The 18,300-nt window shown below is 58.4% G+C and carries 14 protein-coding genes; 12 read left to right on the top strand and 2 right to left on the bottom strand.

Annotation, left to right across the window (positions count from 1 at the left end):
- Positions 1 to 56: 56 nt before the first annotated feature.
- The 6 genes from Q1Q75_RS01175 (at position 57) to Q1Q75_RS01150 (ending at position 8,570) form a co-directional block, all read left to right on the top strand.
- The gene (locus Q1Q75_RS01175) at positions 57 to 1,673 is read left to right on the top strand and encodes a carboxyl transferase domain-containing protein (RefSeq protein WP_300667176.1); all 1,617 of its coding nucleotides are present in this window, start codon (positions 57 to 59) and stop codon (positions 1,671 to 1,673) included.
- Between the two features lie 373 nt (positions 1,674 to 2,046).
- Positions 2,047 to 3,534: an acetyl-CoA carboxylase biotin carboxylase subunit gene (accC, locus tag Q1Q75_RS01170; protein WP_300667175.1), complete on the top strand. Its 1,488-nt coding sequence runs from the start codon at positions 2,047 to 2,049 to the stop codon at positions 3,532 to 3,534.
- Between the two features lie 648 nt (positions 3,535 to 4,182).
- Positions 4,183 to 4,707 (top strand): biotin/lipoyl-containing protein, encoded by a 525-nt coding sequence (locus Q1Q75_RS01165; RefSeq protein WP_300667174.1) that lies wholly within the window; start codon positions 4,183 to 4,185, stop codon positions 4,705 to 4,707.
- Between the two features lie 143 nt (positions 4,708 to 4,850).
- Entirely contained in the window at positions 4,851 to 5,630 is a 780-nt protein-coding gene (locus tag Q1Q75_RS01160; RefSeq protein ID WP_300667173.1) for an enoyl-CoA hydratase-related protein, read from the top strand.
- 285 nt (positions 5,631 to 5,915) lie between these two features.
- A complete protein-coding gene (locus Q1Q75_RS01155) occupies positions 5,916 to 7,697 on the top strand; it encodes an acyclic terpene utilization AtuA family protein (RefSeq protein ID WP_300667172.1) in 1,782 nt (593 codons plus the stop codon).
- A gap of 213 nt (positions 7,698 to 7,910) precedes the next feature.
- The gene (locus tag Q1Q75_RS01150) at positions 7,911 to 8,570 is read left to right on the top strand and encodes a TetR/AcrR family transcriptional regulator (RefSeq protein ID WP_300667171.1); all 660 of its coding nucleotides are present in this window, start codon (positions 7,911 to 7,913) and stop codon (positions 8,568 to 8,570) included.
- A 90-nt stretch (positions 8,571 to 8,660) separates the two neighbouring features.
- On the opposite strand, the gene Q1Q75_RS01145 is transcribed toward Q1Q75_RS01150, so the two are convergent.
- The gene (locus tag Q1Q75_RS01145; protein WP_300667170.1) at positions 8,661 to 9,038 is read right to left on the bottom strand and encodes a hypothetical protein; all 378 of its coding nucleotides are present in this window, start codon (positions 9,036 to 9,038) and stop codon (positions 8,661 to 8,663) included.
- 511 nt (positions 9,039 to 9,549) lie between these two features.
- Positions 9,550 to 9,852: a Dabb family protein gene (locus Q1Q75_RS01140; protein ID WP_300667169.1), complete on the bottom strand. Its 303-nt coding sequence runs from the start codon at positions 9,850 to 9,852 to the stop codon at positions 9,550 to 9,552.
- A 553-nt stretch (positions 9,853 to 10,405) separates the two neighbouring features.
- Here Q1Q75_RS01140 and Q1Q75_RS01135 point away from each other — a divergent pair.
- The 6 genes from Q1Q75_RS01135 (at position 10,406) to pepT (ending at position 17,923) form a co-directional block, all read left to right on the top strand.
- Positions 10,406 to 11,950 carry an ABC transporter substrate-binding protein gene (locus Q1Q75_RS01135; protein WP_300667168.1) on the top strand — a complete coding sequence of 515 codons (1,545 nt, stop codon included), beginning with the start codon at positions 10,406 to 10,408 and terminating at the stop codon, positions 11,948 to 11,950.
- A 454-nt stretch (positions 11,951 to 12,404) separates the two neighbouring features.
- Positions 12,405 to 13,334 carry a nickel ABC transporter permease gene (nikB, locus tag Q1Q75_RS01130; RefSeq protein WP_300667167.1) on the top strand — a complete coding sequence of 310 codons (930 nt, stop codon included), beginning with the start codon at positions 12,405 to 12,407 and terminating at the stop codon, positions 13,332 to 13,334.
- 9 nt (positions 13,335 to 13,343) lie between these two features.
- Positions 13,344 to 14,198 carry an ABC transporter permease gene (locus Q1Q75_RS01125; protein WP_300667166.1) on the top strand — a complete coding sequence of 285 codons (855 nt, stop codon included), beginning with the start codon at positions 13,344 to 13,346 and terminating at the stop codon, positions 14,196 to 14,198.
- A gap of 449 nt (positions 14,199 to 14,647) precedes the next feature.
- The gene (locus Q1Q75_RS01120; RefSeq protein ID WP_300667165.1) at positions 14,648 to 15,622 is read left to right on the top strand and encodes an ABC transporter ATP-binding protein; all 975 of its coding nucleotides are present in this window, start codon (positions 14,648 to 14,650) and stop codon (positions 15,620 to 15,622) included.
- Positions 15,619 to 16,611 carry an oligopeptide/dipeptide ABC transporter ATP-binding protein gene (locus tag Q1Q75_RS01115; protein WP_300667164.1) on the top strand — a complete coding sequence of 331 codons (993 nt, stop codon included), beginning with the start codon at positions 15,619 to 15,621 and terminating at the stop codon, positions 16,609 to 16,611. The genes Q1Q75_RS01120 and Q1Q75_RS01115 overlap by 4 nt, the downstream gene beginning before the upstream one ends.
- A 67-nt stretch (positions 16,612 to 16,678) precedes the next feature.
- Positions 16,679 to 17,923 (top strand): peptidase T, encoded by a 1,245-nt coding sequence (gene pepT, locus Q1Q75_RS01110; protein ID WP_300667163.1) that lies wholly within the window; start codon positions 16,679 to 16,681, stop codon positions 17,921 to 17,923.
- Positions 17,924 to 18,300: the final 377 nt, after the last annotated feature.

Here is an 18,300-nt window from a genome sequence, read left to right as displayed (position 1 = left end):
GCTTTCAAGGTGGCCCCACCTTGCCGCCGGAGGCGTTCTTTTTAAAAGGAGAATCTATGGCTGTCATCAAATCCAGGGTTGATACGAAGTCTGACGCCTATCGAAAGAATTTTGAGACGATGACTGAGCGGGTGGGGTTGTTAAAGGAGCGGCTCCATGAGGCACGGGAGACCCGATCGGAAAAGGCGAGGTCTCGGCTGGCCCAGCAAAACAAGCTCTCGGTGCGAGAACGCCTGGACCTTCTGTTGGATCGCAACACGCCTTTTCTGGAGATTGGGGCTCTGGCGGCTTACGGGCAATATGACGGCAAGGTACACGGAGCGGGCAGTGTCATGGGCATCGGGGTGGTGCATGGCCGCGAGGTGATGGTCCACGCCAACGACCCCACCATCAAAGGGGGCACCGTCTACCCCATGGGGGTGAAAAAAACCCTCCGATGCCAGGCCATCGCCATGGAAAACCGCCTGCCCACCGTCTACCTCATCGACTCGGGTGGCGCCTTTCTCCCCCTGCAGTCCGAGGTTTTTCCCGACATCGACGACGGGGGCCGGGTTTTCTATAACCAGGCCATGATGTCCAAAAAAAGCATCCCGCAGATCACGGCGGTCATGGGCCTCTGCACGGCCGGGGCCGCCTATATTCCGGCCATGAGCGACGAGGTGATCCACGTCAAAGGCACCGGCGCTATCTTCCTGGGAGGGCCACCCCTGGTCAAAGCCGCCACCGGCGAGGTGGTCACCGCCGAAGAGCTTGGCGGCTCCGACCTTCACTGCCGGGAATCCGGGGTCTCAGACTACCAGGCGGACAACGACGCCCAGGCCCTGGCCATGGTGCGGGAATCGATCCGGCACCTGCCCGGCAACGGCAAAAGCGCCCTCTCCATGGAGCCCCCCAAGGATCCCCTCTACGATCCCGAAGAGATCTACGGCATCACCAGCCACGCCTTGAAGATCCCCTACGACGTCCGGGAGATCATCGCCCGCCTCGTGGACGGCAGCGACTTCCACGAATTCAAACCCCTCTACGGCCCCACCCTGGTCTGCGGCTTCGCCCGCGTCCACGGCTACCCCGTAGGCATCCTCGGTAACAACGGCATCCTCTTTTCCGAAAGCGCCCTCAAAGCCACCCAGTTCATCCAGCTCTGTGACCGACGCGGCATTCCCCTGGTCTTTCTTCAAAACATCAACGGCTACATCATCGGCAAGGCCTACGAAGCCCAGGGCATCACCAAAGACGGCCACAAAATGGTCAACGCCGTGGCCACCGCCTCCGTCCCCAAATTCACCATCATGGTCGGCGCCTCCTTCGGTGCCGGGAACTATGGCATGTGCGGCAGAGCTTACAGCCCCCGACTCCTCTGGAGCTGGCCCAGCCACGAGATCGGCGTCATGGGCGGAGAACAGGCCGCTGGCGTCCTCGTCACCGTTAAAAATGACCAGCTCGCCCGGGAAGCCCAACCCCCCTTAACCGATGAGATGGTCGATGCGATCAAAGTCCCGGTCATGGACGCCGCCCGAAAGGAGGGAGACGCCTACTACAGCACCTCCCACCTCTGGGACGACGGCATCATCGACCCCAAAGACACCCGCACCGTCCTGGCCCTCTCTATCTCCGCCGCGCTCAATGCCCCCTTACGCGACGACAAAGAGGGGTTTGGGGTGTTTCGGATGTAAAAAGGGGAAGAGAAAAAAAGCCTCCGGCGGCAAGGTGTGCCACCTTGAAAGCGGGTTGCGAATGCTCTCACCCTTCGTTCCTCAGGGTGATCACATTCGCTGATGCGATGACCGGCTTTTGGGCACGAGGAGCCACCCAGATTAAAGCCGATTTACGGCAACGTGACAACACCGTCCCCCTACCCTTACGGAGCTTGTGAAAATACCCGCATAGTCATCAGCTTTCAAGGCGGGCGCAGCCCGCGGCGAACGCCATTGCGATTTGCCCTGAGGAACGAAGGGCGAAACGCAATGGCAATCAGCTTTCGAGGTGGCTCACCTCGCCGCCGGAGGCATGTTTTTTAACCCGATGTTGACCATACGAGGCAAAAAAATGACCCAGACCATTGATAAGATATTGATTGCCAATCGAGGGGAGATTGCGGTTCGGATTATGCGGACCTGCCGTGAGATGGGGATCGGGACGGTGGCGGTCTATTCGGAGGTGGATCGCAAAGCGGCCCATGTGATGATGGCTGATGAGGCGGTATGCATCGGTCCGGCCGAGGCGGCTTTAAGTTATCTCAATATGGAGGCCATCATCCAGGCAGCCCGTGCCACGGGGTGCGGGGCGGTTCATCCGGGGTACGGGTTTCTGGCGGAAAACGCCGATTTTTCGGAGCAATGCGAGGCTCACGGATTGATCTTTATCGGCCCGTCGGCCGAGGTGATTCGCCTGTTGGGAGACAAAATTGCGGCGCGGAAGCGGCTGTCGGAGGAGGGGCTTCCCATCATCCCCGGAACCCTGGGGGGTGAAAACACTCTGAAAGAGCTGGAGGCGGCGACGCTCTCCATGGGGTATCCCGTGGTGGTAAAGGCCGCGGCAGGCGGCGGGGGCAAGGGGATGCGCACGGTGGCAAGACCGGCAGAGCTGGAAGCCGCCCTGGCCTCGGCAGCGGGAGAGGCAAAGGCCGCCTTCGGAAACGGCAAGGTCTATATTGAAAAATATCTGGTAGCACCCCGCCACATCGAGGTGCAGATTCTGGCGGATACCCACGGCACCGTGATTCACCTCATCGAACGGGAGTGCTCAGCCCAGAGACGTCACCAGAAAATCGTGGAGGAGTGCCCCTCGCCGGTGGTGGACAAGGCCATGCGCGAAAAAATGGGCGCGGCTGCGGTAAAAGCGGCAAAAGCCGTCGGCTACACCAATGCGGGAACCTTCGAGTTCCTGGTGGACGCCGAGATGAATTTCTACTTCCTGGAGGTCAACACCCGCCTCCAGGTGGAACATCCCGTCACGGAACTCGTCACCGGCGTCGATCTGGTCCGGGAACAGATCCGCATCGCCGCCGGAGCCCCCCTTGCCCTCTCCCAGGATGAAATCATCCCCCGGGGCCACGCCGTGGAGTGCCGCATCTACGCCGAAGATCCGGCCAACGGCTTCATGCCCTCCCCCGGCACTCTGGAAACCCTGGTGGAGCCCTCAGGGCCCGGGGTCCGCGTGGACAGCGGCGTCTACGAAGGATGGACCGTGCCCATGGAATACGATCCCATCCTGTCCAAGATCATCACCTTCGGATCGGACCGCAAAGCCGCCACCCAGCGCATGATCCAGGCCCTCAAACAAACCGTCATCACGGGAATCGCAAGCCCGGTCCCCTTTCTCATCGAACTTTTGGAATCAGAGACCTTCGAAAAGGGAGAGGTCACCACCGATACCATCGACCAGGAGCTCTCCGACTGGAAACCAACCCTTCCCCTCACCGAGGCCCTGCTCGCCTACGTGGCCCACGACCTCTTCGGCCAAAAAGCACCCTCCATGGCAGGCCCCACAGAACAACCGTCCCCATGGACCCAGCTGGGAGCGTTTCGGATATAAAGCAGGGGCAACTCTTCAGCGCATGAAAAGCAGCCTCCGGCGGCAAGGTGTGCCACCTTGAAAGCGGGTTTGCGAATGCGCTTCGGGTGTCGTAACTCCGGGCTGAAATACGTCCGCATTCGCATGGAGTGCAAGGGAACGCACAATGCGTCGCAAGTTCGTATGCTGCAGGTGGGTACAATTCAACTCATCCGTTGAGTTTAACCGTAATAACTCCGCCGGAGGCCTAACCCGGATATTTCACGAGTTGGGTGCGCTCATATGCAAGGCATCAGTGGAAGAGATGTCAGCGTTGTCGGGGTGATCGTGCCCCTCGACATTCATGCCTTTAACCGCCGGGTTAATCACTCGTTGGGGATGAGAGACCATGGGCATGGCACGTTTTGACTGTTGAGACAGTTCATACCGGGGGCCAACCCCCGACAAAAAAAGCCGCGGCGGAGCACGGCGCGCCCAGAAAGAACGCAATGGCACCAGCTCTTATATGCACATCACCGCGTCGTTTTGACTCACACCGCCGAGGTGAACCGCTTCGTAAGCGGTTTGCGATTCCACAAACAAGAACGTTTTTTCTCACTGACAGAGCGTAGCGACTCCATAACGAAGAACCAGGAACCAAACACCTTTTTATGCAGCATGGAGGCCTCCATGGACTATCGATGCAAAACAGGAATGATCGAAACCACCCTCTCCTGCACCACCCGCAAAAAGGGGTTCTCCACAGAAATAGACGGCACCCCCTTCATCGTCTCTGCCATGCCCGTGGGTGAGAAGCAAATGCACCTTTTTATAAACGGGCGCAGCCGGCTGGCCTGTGTGGAAGTGATCGAAGGCGGAAAGCGGATCACCATAGACGGCGTCCCCGTGGAGGTCCTGGATGCCGACCGGCTCCCCGACACCAGCAGTGCAAAAGACGACATGCCCGGCGACGTCACGCCCCCCATGCCCTCGGTGGTCCTGGCCATCCTCGTTTCCCTTGGAGATCAGGTGGATAAAGGCACCCCCCTGGTCACCGTCTCCGCCATGAAGATGGAGACCACCCTGACCGCTCCCTTTGACGCCAGAATCTCGTCCATCAACACCGCCCCCGGCGACCAGGTGATGCCCGGCGAGATTCTCGTCAATCTGGAACCCATCACCCCGGAGGAAGAAAAAACGGGGACCGGGGGATAAGGAGGCACCCCCTCACCCTTCACGCGAATGCGGACGCTTTTCATCCCAGAATTATGTCACCCGATGCGCATTCGCAAACCCGCTTTCAAGGTGGCACACCTTGCCGCCGGAGGCATCGCTTTTTCACAATAAAGGAGACTCTCATGTCAGACGCACCCCACCTGATTTATCAAGTCACCGATTCTGTCGCCTGCATCGTCATCAACCGGGAGGCCCAGCGAAACGCCTTGAGTCCTGAGGCCATTGACCTCTTCCACGACTGCCTGGATGCGGCGGAGAAAGACGCCGCTGTGCGATGTGTGATGATCAAGGGGGCTGGAACGCGGGCCTTCTGCACCGGGGCCGACCTGGGCGCAGCCATGAAGGCTGCCGGAGACGCCCTGCCCGCGGCCCTGTCCTACGCCCGGCTCCTCAACCGGATCTACGCCTTTTCCAAGCCCACCGTGGCCATGGTCCAGGGGTATTGTCTGGCAGGCGGCATGGGGCTCATGCTCGCCTGCGACATGGTGCTGGCCGATGAAAAAAGCCGATTCGGAACCCCGGAGGTCAACGTGGGCCTTTTTCCCATGATGATCGGCGCCCTCATCTTTCGGAACGTTCCCAGAAAAAAAGCCATGGAGATGATCCTCACCGGCCGGATGATCGAAGCCGACGAAGCGCTCTCCATGGGCCTGGTCACGGCCGTGCACCCGTCTGAAAAACTGCCGGAAGAGACCGTCGCCCTCCTCACCCTCCTGGCCGGCAAAAGCCCCATTGGTCTGCGTCTGGGCAAGGAGGCCTTCTCCGCCGTGGAGACCCTGCCCTTTGACAAAGCCGTCGACCACCTCGCCGAAGCCCTCACCCGTGTCATCGGCACCCGAGACGCAGCCGAAGGGATTCAAGCCTTCAGGGAAAAAAGGGCTCCAGAGTTTACAGGAACATAGGATCGCGAATGCTCCTGGCCTTCGTTCCTCAGGCCATCTCATTCGCTGACGGGCTGCGCCCGTGGCAACCATCATGGGTTGATGAGCCTCTACCCAGGCAATTGACCAACATATCGGCACGACGCCATCGACTCCCGGCAGGGGCGGGTATCACCGCCCATGATGGGCATGGCAACGAGGGACAAAGCGTTTCGGCAATCAGCTTTCGAGGTGGCTCACCTCGCCGCCGGAGGCACGTTTTTTTTGCCTTTCCACCGCACCCCTTTACCGACAACAGGAGAGATCATGCCACACGAACAGGCCAGCGACAGGTTAATCATTGCCAACTGCAGCGGATTTTTCGGGGATCGTTTTTCGGCCATGAAGGAGATGGTGGAGGGGGGGGAGATCCATGTGCTCACCGGGGATTACCTGGCGGAGCTGACCATGGCCCTTCTTTTCAAGTCCCGACGCAAGGACCCGTCGCAGGGGTATGCGGGAACCTTTTTAAAGCAGATGGAGCAGGTGATGGGGACCTGTCTGGATCGAGGTATTCGTGTGGTGGCCAACGCAGGGGGATTGAACCCGAAGGGACTCTGTGCCGCCCTTGAGGCGCTGGCCAGGGAATTGGGGCTCTCCCCGGTAATCGCCTGCATTGAAGGGGACGATCTCATGCCGAACCTGGCGGGTCTCCAGAAAGGCGGGGAGGAGTTTATTCACCTGGACCGAGGCACGGCTCTCTCCGAGGGCAGGGTCTTTCCCATCACGGCCAATGCCTACTTAGGGGGCTGGGGAGTGGCCGAAGCCCTTGGCCAGGGCGCAGACATCGTCATCGGTGGCCGGTTGGCCGACGCGGCCCTGGTCTCCGGCCCCAGCGCCTGGCATTTCGGGTGGAAACGAAACGACTGGGACGCATTGGCCGGGGCGGTGGCAGCCGGTCATATCATTGAATGCGGCACCCAGGCCACGGGCGGCAACTACTCCCATTTTGAGGAGATCCCCTCCTGGAAGAAGATGGGGTTCCCCCTGGCCATCATGGAAGCGGACGGCTCCTCTGTCATCACCAAACACAGGGGCACCGGAGGTCTGGTCTCCGTGGGGACGGTCACGGCCCAGCTTCTTTATGAGATCGAATCCCCGGCCTATCTCAACCCGGACGTCACCGCCCGCTTCGACACCCTTCAAATCCAGGCCGCCGGAAAAGACCAGGTCCGACTCTCCGGCTGCAAGGGGACACCCCCCCCTGCCACGGCCAAGGTGTGCATCAACACCCTCGGCGGATACCGAAACTCGGTCTCGGTTCTTCTCACCGGGCTGGATCTGGACGAAAAAGCCCGCATCGTTACAGAGATGCTCTTTACCAGCCTGGGCGGGCGAGAGCGATTCGCCTCAGTAGAGACTCAGCTCCTGCGCAGCGGTCATGCCTCCCCCCACCGCATGGAGGAGGCCATGAGCCTTCTTCGCATCACCGTCCGGGACCCGGACGAAAAAAAAGTGGGCCGCGCCTTCACCGCCAAGGTGGTGGAGCTCGCCCTCTCCTCCATCCCCGGCTTCAACCTCACCGCCCCCCCGGCCCCGGCCGTGCCCGAGATCATCCACTGGCCGACCCTCATCGACAAGGGCAACCTCTGTGAAGCCGTTCACATCAACCACCAGACCCTCCTCATCGACCCCATTCAGGGCAACGGTGCCGGAACCTTGCAGCCGGACAACCCCCAAAGTCCGGCCCTCCAACTCTCCGACCCCGTTGCCCTTCCCTTCGGCCGCCTCTTTGCCACCCGCTCCGGAGACAAAGGCGGCAACGCCAACTTAGGCGTCTGGGCCAAAACCCCGGAGGCCTTTCACTTCCTGGAGGAGGCCCTCACCCCGGCGCGCCTTAAAGAGCTCCTCCCGGACCTGGCCCCCTACCCCATCGACCGCTGGACCCTCCCCAATCTGAAGGCCGTAAACTTCTATATCCGGGGGCTCTTAGGCGATGGCGTGGCCGCCTCCTCCCGCATCGATGCCCAGGCCAAGACCTTAGGCGAATACCTCCGGTGCCAAACCATCGAGGTCCCGACGTCACTTATAAAAAGTGTCAAAACATAGGCCGTTGATTTGCGCTACGCCAGAAGGTGCGGGAGCCGCACCCTACAGGCCCCGGGAGGCCCACAACTTCACGAATCAGCTGGCAGGGTGCGCCGTGCGCACCGCATGCCGTCTAAAGAACCAACAACGCGCCTCTTTGGGTTGGCCCGCGTTGTGGATTTTGCTATGGAATGTGGACGAGTCAAAATATAATTGCAGATTTTGGAGAGATGCATGCAGGAAAACACGCAAGCCCCCATAGAAGAGAAACCCTCCACCACCCGGCGTAAACGGGAAAAAGCCTACAGAGAACGCACCATTTTGGATGCGGCGCTCTCGCTCTTCGTGGAAAAAGGGTTTCACCAGACCAGCGCCAGTGAGATCGCCAACGCAGCGGAAGTCTCCGTGGGCACGGTCTACTTCTATTTTAAAAACAAGGAGACCCTCCTCATCCGCCTCACCGAGGAGATCGCCTATGAGCTGCGAAAGCTGGTGGGATCTGAATTCAGCCAGTCTGACGGGTCCCTGGATGGTTTCAGGCGGGCCGGGATCTCCTTCTTCAAAGATTTTTGCATCCCTCACCCTGAAAAAGTCACCCTTCTTTTCCGGGAAGCGGTGGGCCACAGCGAAGAGGTGGAAAAAGCACGTAAAAGAGGCTTCACCCAGCTCACCGAGGACGTCCGAAAAGCGATCCTTTTCATGGCTGAAAACATGAACCGCCCGTTAACCACGCCGGAATCCGCCGAGGTGCTGGCCGTCAGCATCGTCGGGATCTACGAACGGGTGGCCTACAACTACCTCTTCTGGAACGATGACAAGGCGGATATTCTCAAAGTGGGGGATGACGCCGTGACCTTTCTGGTGGCAGGGGTGGAACGGTTTCTCAAGCCATAGAGGCTGAAGCCATCGACCCACGACATCACTCGACAGTCGTTGTTTCAGGAACAGCCCACGGCATGGGATGCTTTCAATGAAATAGCCGATTCAGGGGAGTTCTGCCCGCTGGGCCAGTTCTTCATGGAGCCAGGTGGGAATGGGAGCTTTGAAGTAGGCCTGGACCACGGCATGTCCGATCTCATGACGAAGAATATTCAGCTCGCACTCTCGAGGAATCACGATCAGGTTTTCTATGGACGAATAAAAGGCGGGGGCCTGGGTTGAGCCACCGTAGATGCGGGTGTATTCGGCCGCCACGGCCACGGTATCCGGCACAATCAGGATCCGGTAGTTGGTTTGGGAGGGAAAAAGCTGAAGGGTTTTCGACACCTCGCGTTCCACCTCCTGTGTATCCACTCTCCACCCCGAAGAAGAAACACACCCCATCAAGGTCATCGCACATATAAAAATCATCAGGTATTTCATAGCCGACTCCTGTTTTTTTTATGGAACGTGGTGCGCCAGGTCGTCAACATGCGCCAGTCAGATAGAGTCGGAGGAGAGGGCCGAGGGTTCAGCCATTGGTGCGCCTTTGGGAGTGACCTGGAGTCTTGCTTATTAGGATTTGCACGTTCTGTTCCATTGTTGGCAAAAAACAGGATTCTCTTTTCCAAGTGGGTGGGACGATGCAGAAAACTCTAAAATACTCAAAAAAATCATTGGTTTAACGAGCCGAAAAATGTTCGGCATTTCGCAACGGCAGGTATACTGTTTATAGAAATTGACTTTTTTACGTTCACTATCTTGGGTGAATACCTGAAATTCACTATGGTGAATCGCAGAGTTGTTCAGTAAATTGAACGAACCGGGATGTCATGATGATCAGGACACCCGCGCAACATAAAAAGCCGTGATCCATCCATTCAGGATGAAATCACGGCCCTATCCCGGATATTTCCGGGGATTGTCTTCCGAGAAGTATATTTGTTCTGCTGCGTTACACCTCGTAATCCACCACAACACGCTCGGAGATCACGGAACGGATGTAGGCCAGTACTTCCAGGTGGTCGGGGTGCCCCGCATAGGTGTTGAGCTCCTCCACGCTGTCGTGGGAGGTGGTCAGCACCACGTCAAAGGCGGCATCGGTGGGGTTGAAATTAAGGCCCACCTCGGCGGCTTTCAACTCGGCAATTTTCGGAGGAAGGGCGTCCAAAAGGGATTTCATTTTATTCATGGCCTCTGTTTTTTCATTTTCACTGAACTCTTTTTTGATACGAAATGCCACGACATGCTTGATCATTTAATCCTCCCTGGTCTCGTCATCCCGCAGCCTTGACTGCGAGATATGCGGTTATCCCGTCTCCCGTAAAACGTCTCGGAAACGGCATCAATAAAGGTCTTTTCCTTCGAGCGGCAAGAGAACATGTATCCTGTTCTCAAACAGCATTTGTATAACAGACAGACTGTATCAGCCCGCCGACACGCTGTCAGCTCGTTTTCACGCAGAAGCGCTCCTGCCCCATCGTCATCAGCAAAATCAAAAGCCCCCCGCCACATAGGCAAAACGATCTATCCATCTTAAAAACTTACTTGATTTTACCCAGACCCCCGCATCACCGCGTGTTCCTCTCTGATTCCCAGACCCAAAGCCCCTATTTTCAGGCCTCTTAGGCCATCGATGAAAAAACCGTGCCAGACAACAAAAGGCATGGTAATAAAATATTCTTCAATTAGGATTTTATTGTTTTGTCTAAATTTTAAGCGGTTCATAACAAGACAAAGAAATGAATAGAAAAAATGAAGAATGCGACTGAAAACCCTCACTATTTCTAATCACACGGAAAGGTATACCCATGAATTGGAACATCTCGTATAGCCGCCTGGCCAAAGGCGGTCTCATGGTCCTGCTCGCCAGCATGATCACCGTGCCAAGCGCCCTGGCCCGAACGCCCAAACACCCGGATACCCTGGTGGTTGCCACCACCTATGACGCCAAGACCCTTGATCCCTATATGACCAACGACGTGGCCTCTTCCAACGCCATGCGCCAGATCTATGAAACCCTCGTGGCCATCGATGCCCAAGGCAATATCGTCCCCAGCCTGGCAGAAAAGATTGATCGCGTGGATGGAAAGACCTACCGGTTCACCCTGAAAAAAGGGGTAAAATTTCATAACGGAGAGACCCTCACCGCTGATGATGCCCTTTACAGCTTGAAGCGCGCCTATGAAAAAGGGGCCTCTGTCCGCCACATCCTCGGGGTCATCGACCCGGACGGCTTTAAAAAAATCGACGGCCTCACCTTTGAGGTAAAAACCAAAGAGGCGATGAGCTCCTTCCTGGCCGCCCTGACCCACTTCGGTGGCGGAGTCATTCTCAACCAGAAGGCTGTGGAAGCGGCCGGGAACGACTACGGGTTTAACCCCGTCGGCACTGGCCCCTACAAACTCACCGCCTGGAAAAAAGGCGACCGCATCGAGCTGGAACTTTTCGAAGGGTACCACGGCAACAAGCCTGAATTCCCCAAGATGGTCCTGCGCGTCATCCCCGAAGCCTCCAACCGCACCATTGAGCTGGAGAGCGGCGATATCGATATTGCCTTTGAGGTCTCTTCCCTCGACGTCTCCCGCGTAAAAGCCAACAAAAACCTGAAACTCCAGACCCTGGTGGACACCGCCACCACCTACATGGGTTTCAACTGCAGCAAGGCCCCCTACGACAACGAAAAACTCCGTCAGGCCCTGACCCTGGCCATCAACATCCCGGGCAGTGTAAAAGCCGTGTTCAGAGGCAACGCCTTCCCCGCCTTCGGCCCCATCGCCCCCAACGTCAAATATGCCAACACCGACCTTGAGCCCTCGAAAACAGACCTCACCAAAGCGAAGAAACTCCTCGCCGAGGCGGGCTACCCCGACGGCCTGACCACCATCCTCTGGACCAACTCCAAGAAGGTTCGCGTGGACATGGCCACCATCATCCAGGCCCAGCTTAAAAAAATCGGTGTCACCGTCAAAATCCAGGTACTGGAGTGGGGCGCCTACCTCCAGGGCCTGAAAGACAACAAGCATGAGCTCTTCATCGTGGGCTGGACCTGCCAGACTCCCGACCCTGACATGGCGGTTTACCCCACCTTCCACTCCTCGCAGATCGGCGGCAACAACTTCGCAGCCTTCGGCGACCCCGAGGTGGATGCCCTCCTCGATAAAGCCCGCATCACCCCCGACGGCGATGCCCGGAAGGCCCTGTACTTTGAAATCCAGGACCAACTCCGTGAAAAAGCGCCCTGGGTCTTCCTGGCCAACAAAAAAATCGCCTATGGCGTCCAGGACTACCTGGAAGGCTTCGAGCCCAGCCCCTACGGCTTCCACGCCCTCTATGACGTGAAGATGAAGAAATAGTAAACCATTGCCTCCGGCGTGCAGGGGACGATCCCCTGCACCCCTTATCTCAGTCGGAGGTTGCCCCTCGGGGCAACCTCCGACTGCCTTTCATGCGGGAGGAGAACACAGGCAGCCCCATCATTTCAAGGCTGTGGACACGATCCTGAGACATCCGAAGTATGGGCCAAATAAGTCCGACGCTTGGTTCGTTGCCTCATGAGACGTCGTAACCCAGGGAGCGGGTTTTCGTATAACCCCACACCCTTTGAAACGTATGACACCCTTGGCATCATCTCCAAACTCTGGAGTCGGGCGACGCCCGAGCCGAAGGCGAATACGATTTGACCTGAGAAACGAAGGACAAAGCGCATTCGCCATATGCTTTCGAGGTGGCCCACCTCGCCGCCGGATGCAGGCTTTATTAGCCTTTGCCGGCACCATTTTTCAAAACTCTTGCAGTAAGGAGGTCGAATTGCTCGGCTATATTCTGAGACGATGCGCCATGTTAATCCCTGTGATTCTCGGCGTTGTCTTCATTGTTTTTGCCCTGATGTACGTCACACCCGGTGACCCGGCCCGCATGGTGCTGGGAGAACAGGCTCCCCAGGTGGATGTGGACAACCTGCGGGCGGAGATGGGCCTTAACGACCCCTTTCTTCTTCAGTTCGGCCGCTATGTATACAAAGCCGTGGTTCACGCAGACATCGGCCGCTCCTACATCACCAAGCGGCCCGTGTGGAATGAGCTGATGACGGCCTTTCCCGTTACCTTAAAGCTCTCCGCGCTGGCCATGGGCATCGCCCTGCTGGTGGGGATTCCCTGCGGTATTGTGACGGCGGTGAGGCAATACTCGATCTTCGACAACATTGTCACGCTCTTTGCCCTTATCGGCATCTCCATGCCGGTCTTCTGGTTAGGCCTTCTCCTCATCCTGCTTTTTACGGTGAAACTGGGCTGGCTGCCTCCGTCCGGTTTTGACTCCGTCCAGGCCATGATCATGCCCGCCGTCACCTTAGGGCTCCAGAGCGTGGCCATCATCACCCGCATGACCCGATCCAGTATGCTGGAGGTGGTCCGTCAGGACTACATCCGCACGGCCCGTTCCAAAGGCCAGAAGGAGAGCGTGGTCATCTGGAAGCACGCCCTGCCCAACGCCCTGGTCCCTGTGGTCACCATTGCCGGCATTCAGTTCGGTATTCTTCTGGGCGGCGCGGTGCTCACCGAGATCATCTTCTCCATTCCGGGACTGGGACGCCTCATGGTCAGTTCCATTGAGATGCGGGATTATCCCATGGTCCAGGGGGGCGTGCTCTTCATCGCCCTGGCCTTCTGCCTGGTCAACCTGGGTGTGGACCTTCTCTATGCCTGGCTCGACCCACGCATTAAATCCCAATATTCATAAGGAGCCTCCGTGCAGACCAAGAAAAATTCTCTCTGGGGCCAGGTCTTTGCCCGTCTGAAAAAAAACCGCATGGCCATGATAGGCCTCTGTATTCTGTTCGGCCTGCTTGCCACCGCCCTCCTGGCAGACATCATCGCCCCCTTCCCCTTTGACGAGCAGGACCTGTTCGCCACCCTGGAAGGACCGTCCAAGCTTCACTGGTTCGGCACCGATGAATTCGGCCGGGACATCTTAAGCCGCATCATCCACGGCAGCCGCATCTCCTTGCAGGTGGGCTTTGTGGCCGTGGGATTCTCCGTTATGGTCGGCGGCTTTATCGGCGCTGTGGCCGGGTATTACGGCGGGCGCACCGACAACATCCTCATGCGGTTGATGGATATCCTGCTCTCCATTCCCCAGCTGCTCCTGGCCATCTCGGTGGCCGCCTCCCTGGGACCCGGACTCCTGAACCTGATGCTGGCCGTGGGCATCGCTGCGATTCCCCAATACGCGCGTCTTGTCAGGGCCTCGGTCCTCTCCATCCGAGACCAGGAATTTGTGGAAGCCGCCGTCTCCGTGGGATCCAGCGACCTGCGGATCATCTTCCGCCACATCCTGCCCAACTGCATGGCCCCGATCATCGTACAGGCCACCTTAGGGGTCGCCTTTGCCATCCTGACCGCCGCAGGCTTAAGCTTTATCGGCCTCGGCCTGGAACCCCCCACACCGGAATGGGGTGCCATGCTCTCCGGCGGACGCGAGTTCATCCGGGACTACCCCTACATGACCATCTTCCCCGGCATGGCCATCATGATCACCATTTTGGGGCTCAACTTCCTGGGCGACGGCCTTCGGGACGCCTTGGATCCTAAATTGAGAAACTAAGGGGAAAAACGAGCCTCCGGCGGCAAGGTGGGCCACCTTGAAAGCAGATAGCGAATGCACTTTGTCCCTCGTTCCTCGGGCCAAATTACATTCGCATTCCCTGCGGGCTGCGCCCGCCTCCAAGGCTGGAGGTAACCCAAATTGTGTCACAAGACCCTTGACGTTGTGAATGCATTTACCTCACGTCAGTGAGGTCGATGGAAGCCATGAGTTAAGAGCAGAATAGCCCGCTTTGAAGATGATTTTTCCCAACGTAGCGACGCTTGCCGCTGATGCCCCACAAAGAGTCACGACAGAGGGTACACAGCCTCTCGAAACTTGTGGCAATACCCGAACAACCACCCGCTTTAATGGCGGGCGAAGCGCAAGGGCAACCTGCTTTCGAGGTGGCACACCTCGCCGCCGGAGGCTTGCTTTTTTAACCCAGCCCTAACCGGAGTTAACTATATATGTCCAACACACCCTTACTATCCATCCGAGACTTGAGCGTCCGGTACGCAACAGACAACGGGGCCGTCGAGGCGGTTGCCGGTCTTCATCTCTCCATCGACCGGGGCGAGACCCTGGGCCTTGTGGGGGAGACCGGGGCCGGAAAGACCACCATGGCCCTTTCTGTCATGCAGCTCATCGCAGATCCTCCCGGCCGCATCACCGGCGGAGAGATCCTTTTTGAGGGAACAGACCTGAACCAGGCCTCTGACGCGGAGATGCGAAAAATCCGGGGCGGCAAGATCGCCATGATCTTCCAGGATCCCATGACCTCCTTAAACCCCATCATGCCCGTGGACGAGCAGGTGGCGGAGATGATCGCCCTGCACAACAAGCTCTCCGCGGAAGAGGCCCTGAAAGCGGCCCTCACCATGCTGGAGACCGTGGGCATTCAGCCGGAACGCGCCAGCGAATACCCCCACCAGTTCAGCGGGGGCATGAAACAGCGGGTCATCATCGCCATTGCCCTGGCCTGCAACCCGGCCCTGCTCATCGCCGATGAGCCCACCACCGCCCTGGACGTCACCATCCAGGCCCAGGTGCTGGAGCTCATGAAAGCCCTGAAGAAAAAATTCAACACCGCCATGATCATGATCACCCACGACCTCGGCATCGTGGCCGAAACCTGCGACCGCGTGGCCATCATGTACGCAGGACGCATCGTGGAAGAGGCCACCACCGAGCTCCTCTTTGAAACGCCCAGACACCCATACACCCAGGGCCTCTTCGCCTCCATCCCCAACGTGGAAGAAGAGCGGGAAAGCCTCGCCGTTATTCCGGGCCTGCCCCCAGACCCCACGGACATGCCCAAAGGCTGTCCCTTTCACCCCCGATGCAAGAACGCCATGCCTCGCTGCAGCACTGAGACCCCACAACCCGTCACCCTTGAAAACGGTCACATGGTGGCCTGCTTTCTCCAAGGAGGTGCCGCATGACCGCGCCCTTTATCCAGGTTCAGAACCTGAAAAAATACTTCGACACCAAAAAAGGCCCCCTGCACGCCGTGGACGATGTCAGCTTTGACATCCAAAAAGGCGAGACCTTAGGGCTGGTCGGTGAATCCGGCTGCGGAAAGTCCACCACGGGCCGGGCCGTGATCCGGCTCCTGGAGCCCTCCTCAGGCCAGGTGATCTTCAACGGCAACGACATCCTGCCTCTGCCGAAAAAAGAGATGAAGGCCATGCGCTCCAAAATGCAGATGGTCTTTCAGGACCCCTACTCCAGCCTGAACCCCCGCCTCTCCGTTTCGGATCTCATCTCCGAGCCCCTGGACGTTAAAGGGATCGGCTCCAGCGACGACCGCGCCAAACGCGTCCGGGAACTCATGGACATCGTGGGCTTAGGCAATCGCCTGTCCAACAGCTACCCCCACGAGCTCGACGGCGGACGACGCCAGCGCGTCGGCATCGCCCGCGCCCTGGCCCTGAACCCCGAGTTCCTCGTCCTGGACGAACCCGTGTCGGCCTTAGACGTCTGCATCCAGGCCCAGGTCCTGAACCTTCTGGACAACCTCCAGAAAGAGATGGGCCTCACCTACCTCTTCATCTCCCACGACCTCTCCGTGGTCCACCACGTGTCGGATCGTATCGCTGTGATGTACTTAGGCCGCATCGTGGAGATGGCCGACTATAAAACCATCTTTAAAGCCCCGGTCCACGCCTACACCCGGGCGCTCCTCTCGGCCATCACCATCCCCAAACCCAACCTCGAGAGAGAACGCATCATCCTCGAAGGCGACGTCCCCAGCCCCATCAACCCGCCCCCCGGATGCCGCTTCGCAGGCCGCTGCTACTATAAAAAAATCGGAGCCTGTACCAGCGAAACCCCCGAACTCAAAGAGGTCAACCCCGGCCACTTCGTCGCCTGCCACCTGGCCGAAGCCGTCATGGCAAAGGAGATGCCGAACGCGGTGAATGCCGGTTAAAAAGGGCATGCCTCCGGAGGCACGCTTTTTTGTCCCTTTCTCTCTGCATCAAATCAAAGGAGACACCATGTCTGACCCACGCATAAAAACACTTGAAGAACGATTTGTCCGATACTGCAAAGTAGACACCCAGAGCGACGCGTCCTCTCCCACGGCCCCCAGCACGGCCTGCCAGATGGACCTGTCCCGCATGATGGTGGAAGAGTTAAAAGCCGTGGGCATTGAAGACGCCCACCTCACGGATTACGGGGCCGTGTTCGGTACCCTCCCCGGCAACGTCACGGACCGAAAGATCCCCACCATCGCCTTTGTGGCCCATGTGGACACCGCCCCCTCCTTTCATGCGGCAGGGGTAAAACCCATTGTGCATCATGGCTGGGACGGAAACACCATGGTGCTGCCCGACGATCCGGCAGTGGTCATCGATCCCGAGGAGAACCCGCACCTGAAAGGCAAAAAAGGCGAAGACATTGTCACGGCCAGCGGCACAACCCTCCTGGGCGCCGATGACAAGGCCGGGGTCGCCATTGTCATGGGCCTCATCGATTATTTACGCAATAACCCGGAAATTCCCCGGGGCGATGTCCGCATCGGCTTCACCCCCGACGAAGAGATCGGCAGAGGCGTCACCGACGCCTTCATGGAAGATATCCACGCCGATTTTGCCTACACCCTGGACGGTGAAAACCCCGGCGACCTCGTGGCCGAGACCTTCTCCGCCGATCAGGCCGAGATCAACATAAAAGGCGTCTCCATCCACACCTGCTGCGCCAAAGACCGCCTGGTTAACGCCCTCTACCTCGCCTCCAAAATCATCGAGATCCTGCCCAAGCACCGCCTGAGCCCCGAATCCACCCAAGGCCGCGAAGGGTTTATCTTCACAGAGAGCATCTCCGGCAACGCCGCCGAAGCCACCTTGAAACTCAACCTCCGGGACTTCGAGCTGATCGGCCTCGAAAAACAGGCCGAACTCCTCAACGAAACCTGCGCCCTCGTCGCCAAAACCGAGCCCCGCGCCCGCATCACCTGCTCCATCAGACCCGAATACCGCAACATGCGCTACTGGCTCGAAAACGACATGCGCCCCGTCGAACTCGCCAAAAAAGCCTACCTCGATGAGGGTTTTATCCCCAATATGCTCGCCTTCCGCGGCGGCACCGACGGCTCCCTCATGACCGAAAAAGGCATCCCCACCCCCAACATCTTCTGCGGCATGCAAAACCCCCACGGCCCCATGGAATGGGTCAGCCTCCAGGACATGGATAAGGCCTTACTGATCTGCGCACGCGTGGTGGGGTATTGGGCGGAGTAGGGGAAAAGATGAAGGGATGAAAAAAAGCCTCCGGCGGCAAGGTGGGCCACCTTGAAAGCGGGTGGCGAATGCTCCCACCCTTCGTTCCTCAGGGCGATCACATTCGCTGATGGGGTCGCCAGTGACCCAAGGTGCCATGACGTCGATTGATGATTAAAACCTGTTTGCCAAACCCCGGTGGTCAAACTTGGCAAAAGTTTGACCACCGGCAGGGTTGCCGGAGGCCTCTTCAACTTGGCGGCCTCCGGCGGCAAGGTGAGCCACCTCGAAAGCAGGTTGCCTCCGGCGGCGAGGTGAGCCACCTCGAAAGCGGGTGGCCTCCGGCGGCGAGGTGAGCCACCTCGAAAGCGGGTGGCCTCCGGCGGCGAGGTGAGCCA

The organism is Desulfoluna sp., from assembly GCF_030145185.1.
In the GTDB taxonomy this organism is placed as follows: domain Bacteria; phylum Desulfobacterota; class Desulfobacteria; order Desulfobacterales; family Desulfolunaceae; genus Desulfoluna.
Note: the sequence above shows the minus strand (reverse complement) of the source record. Positions and strands in the feature narration are given on the sequence as shown.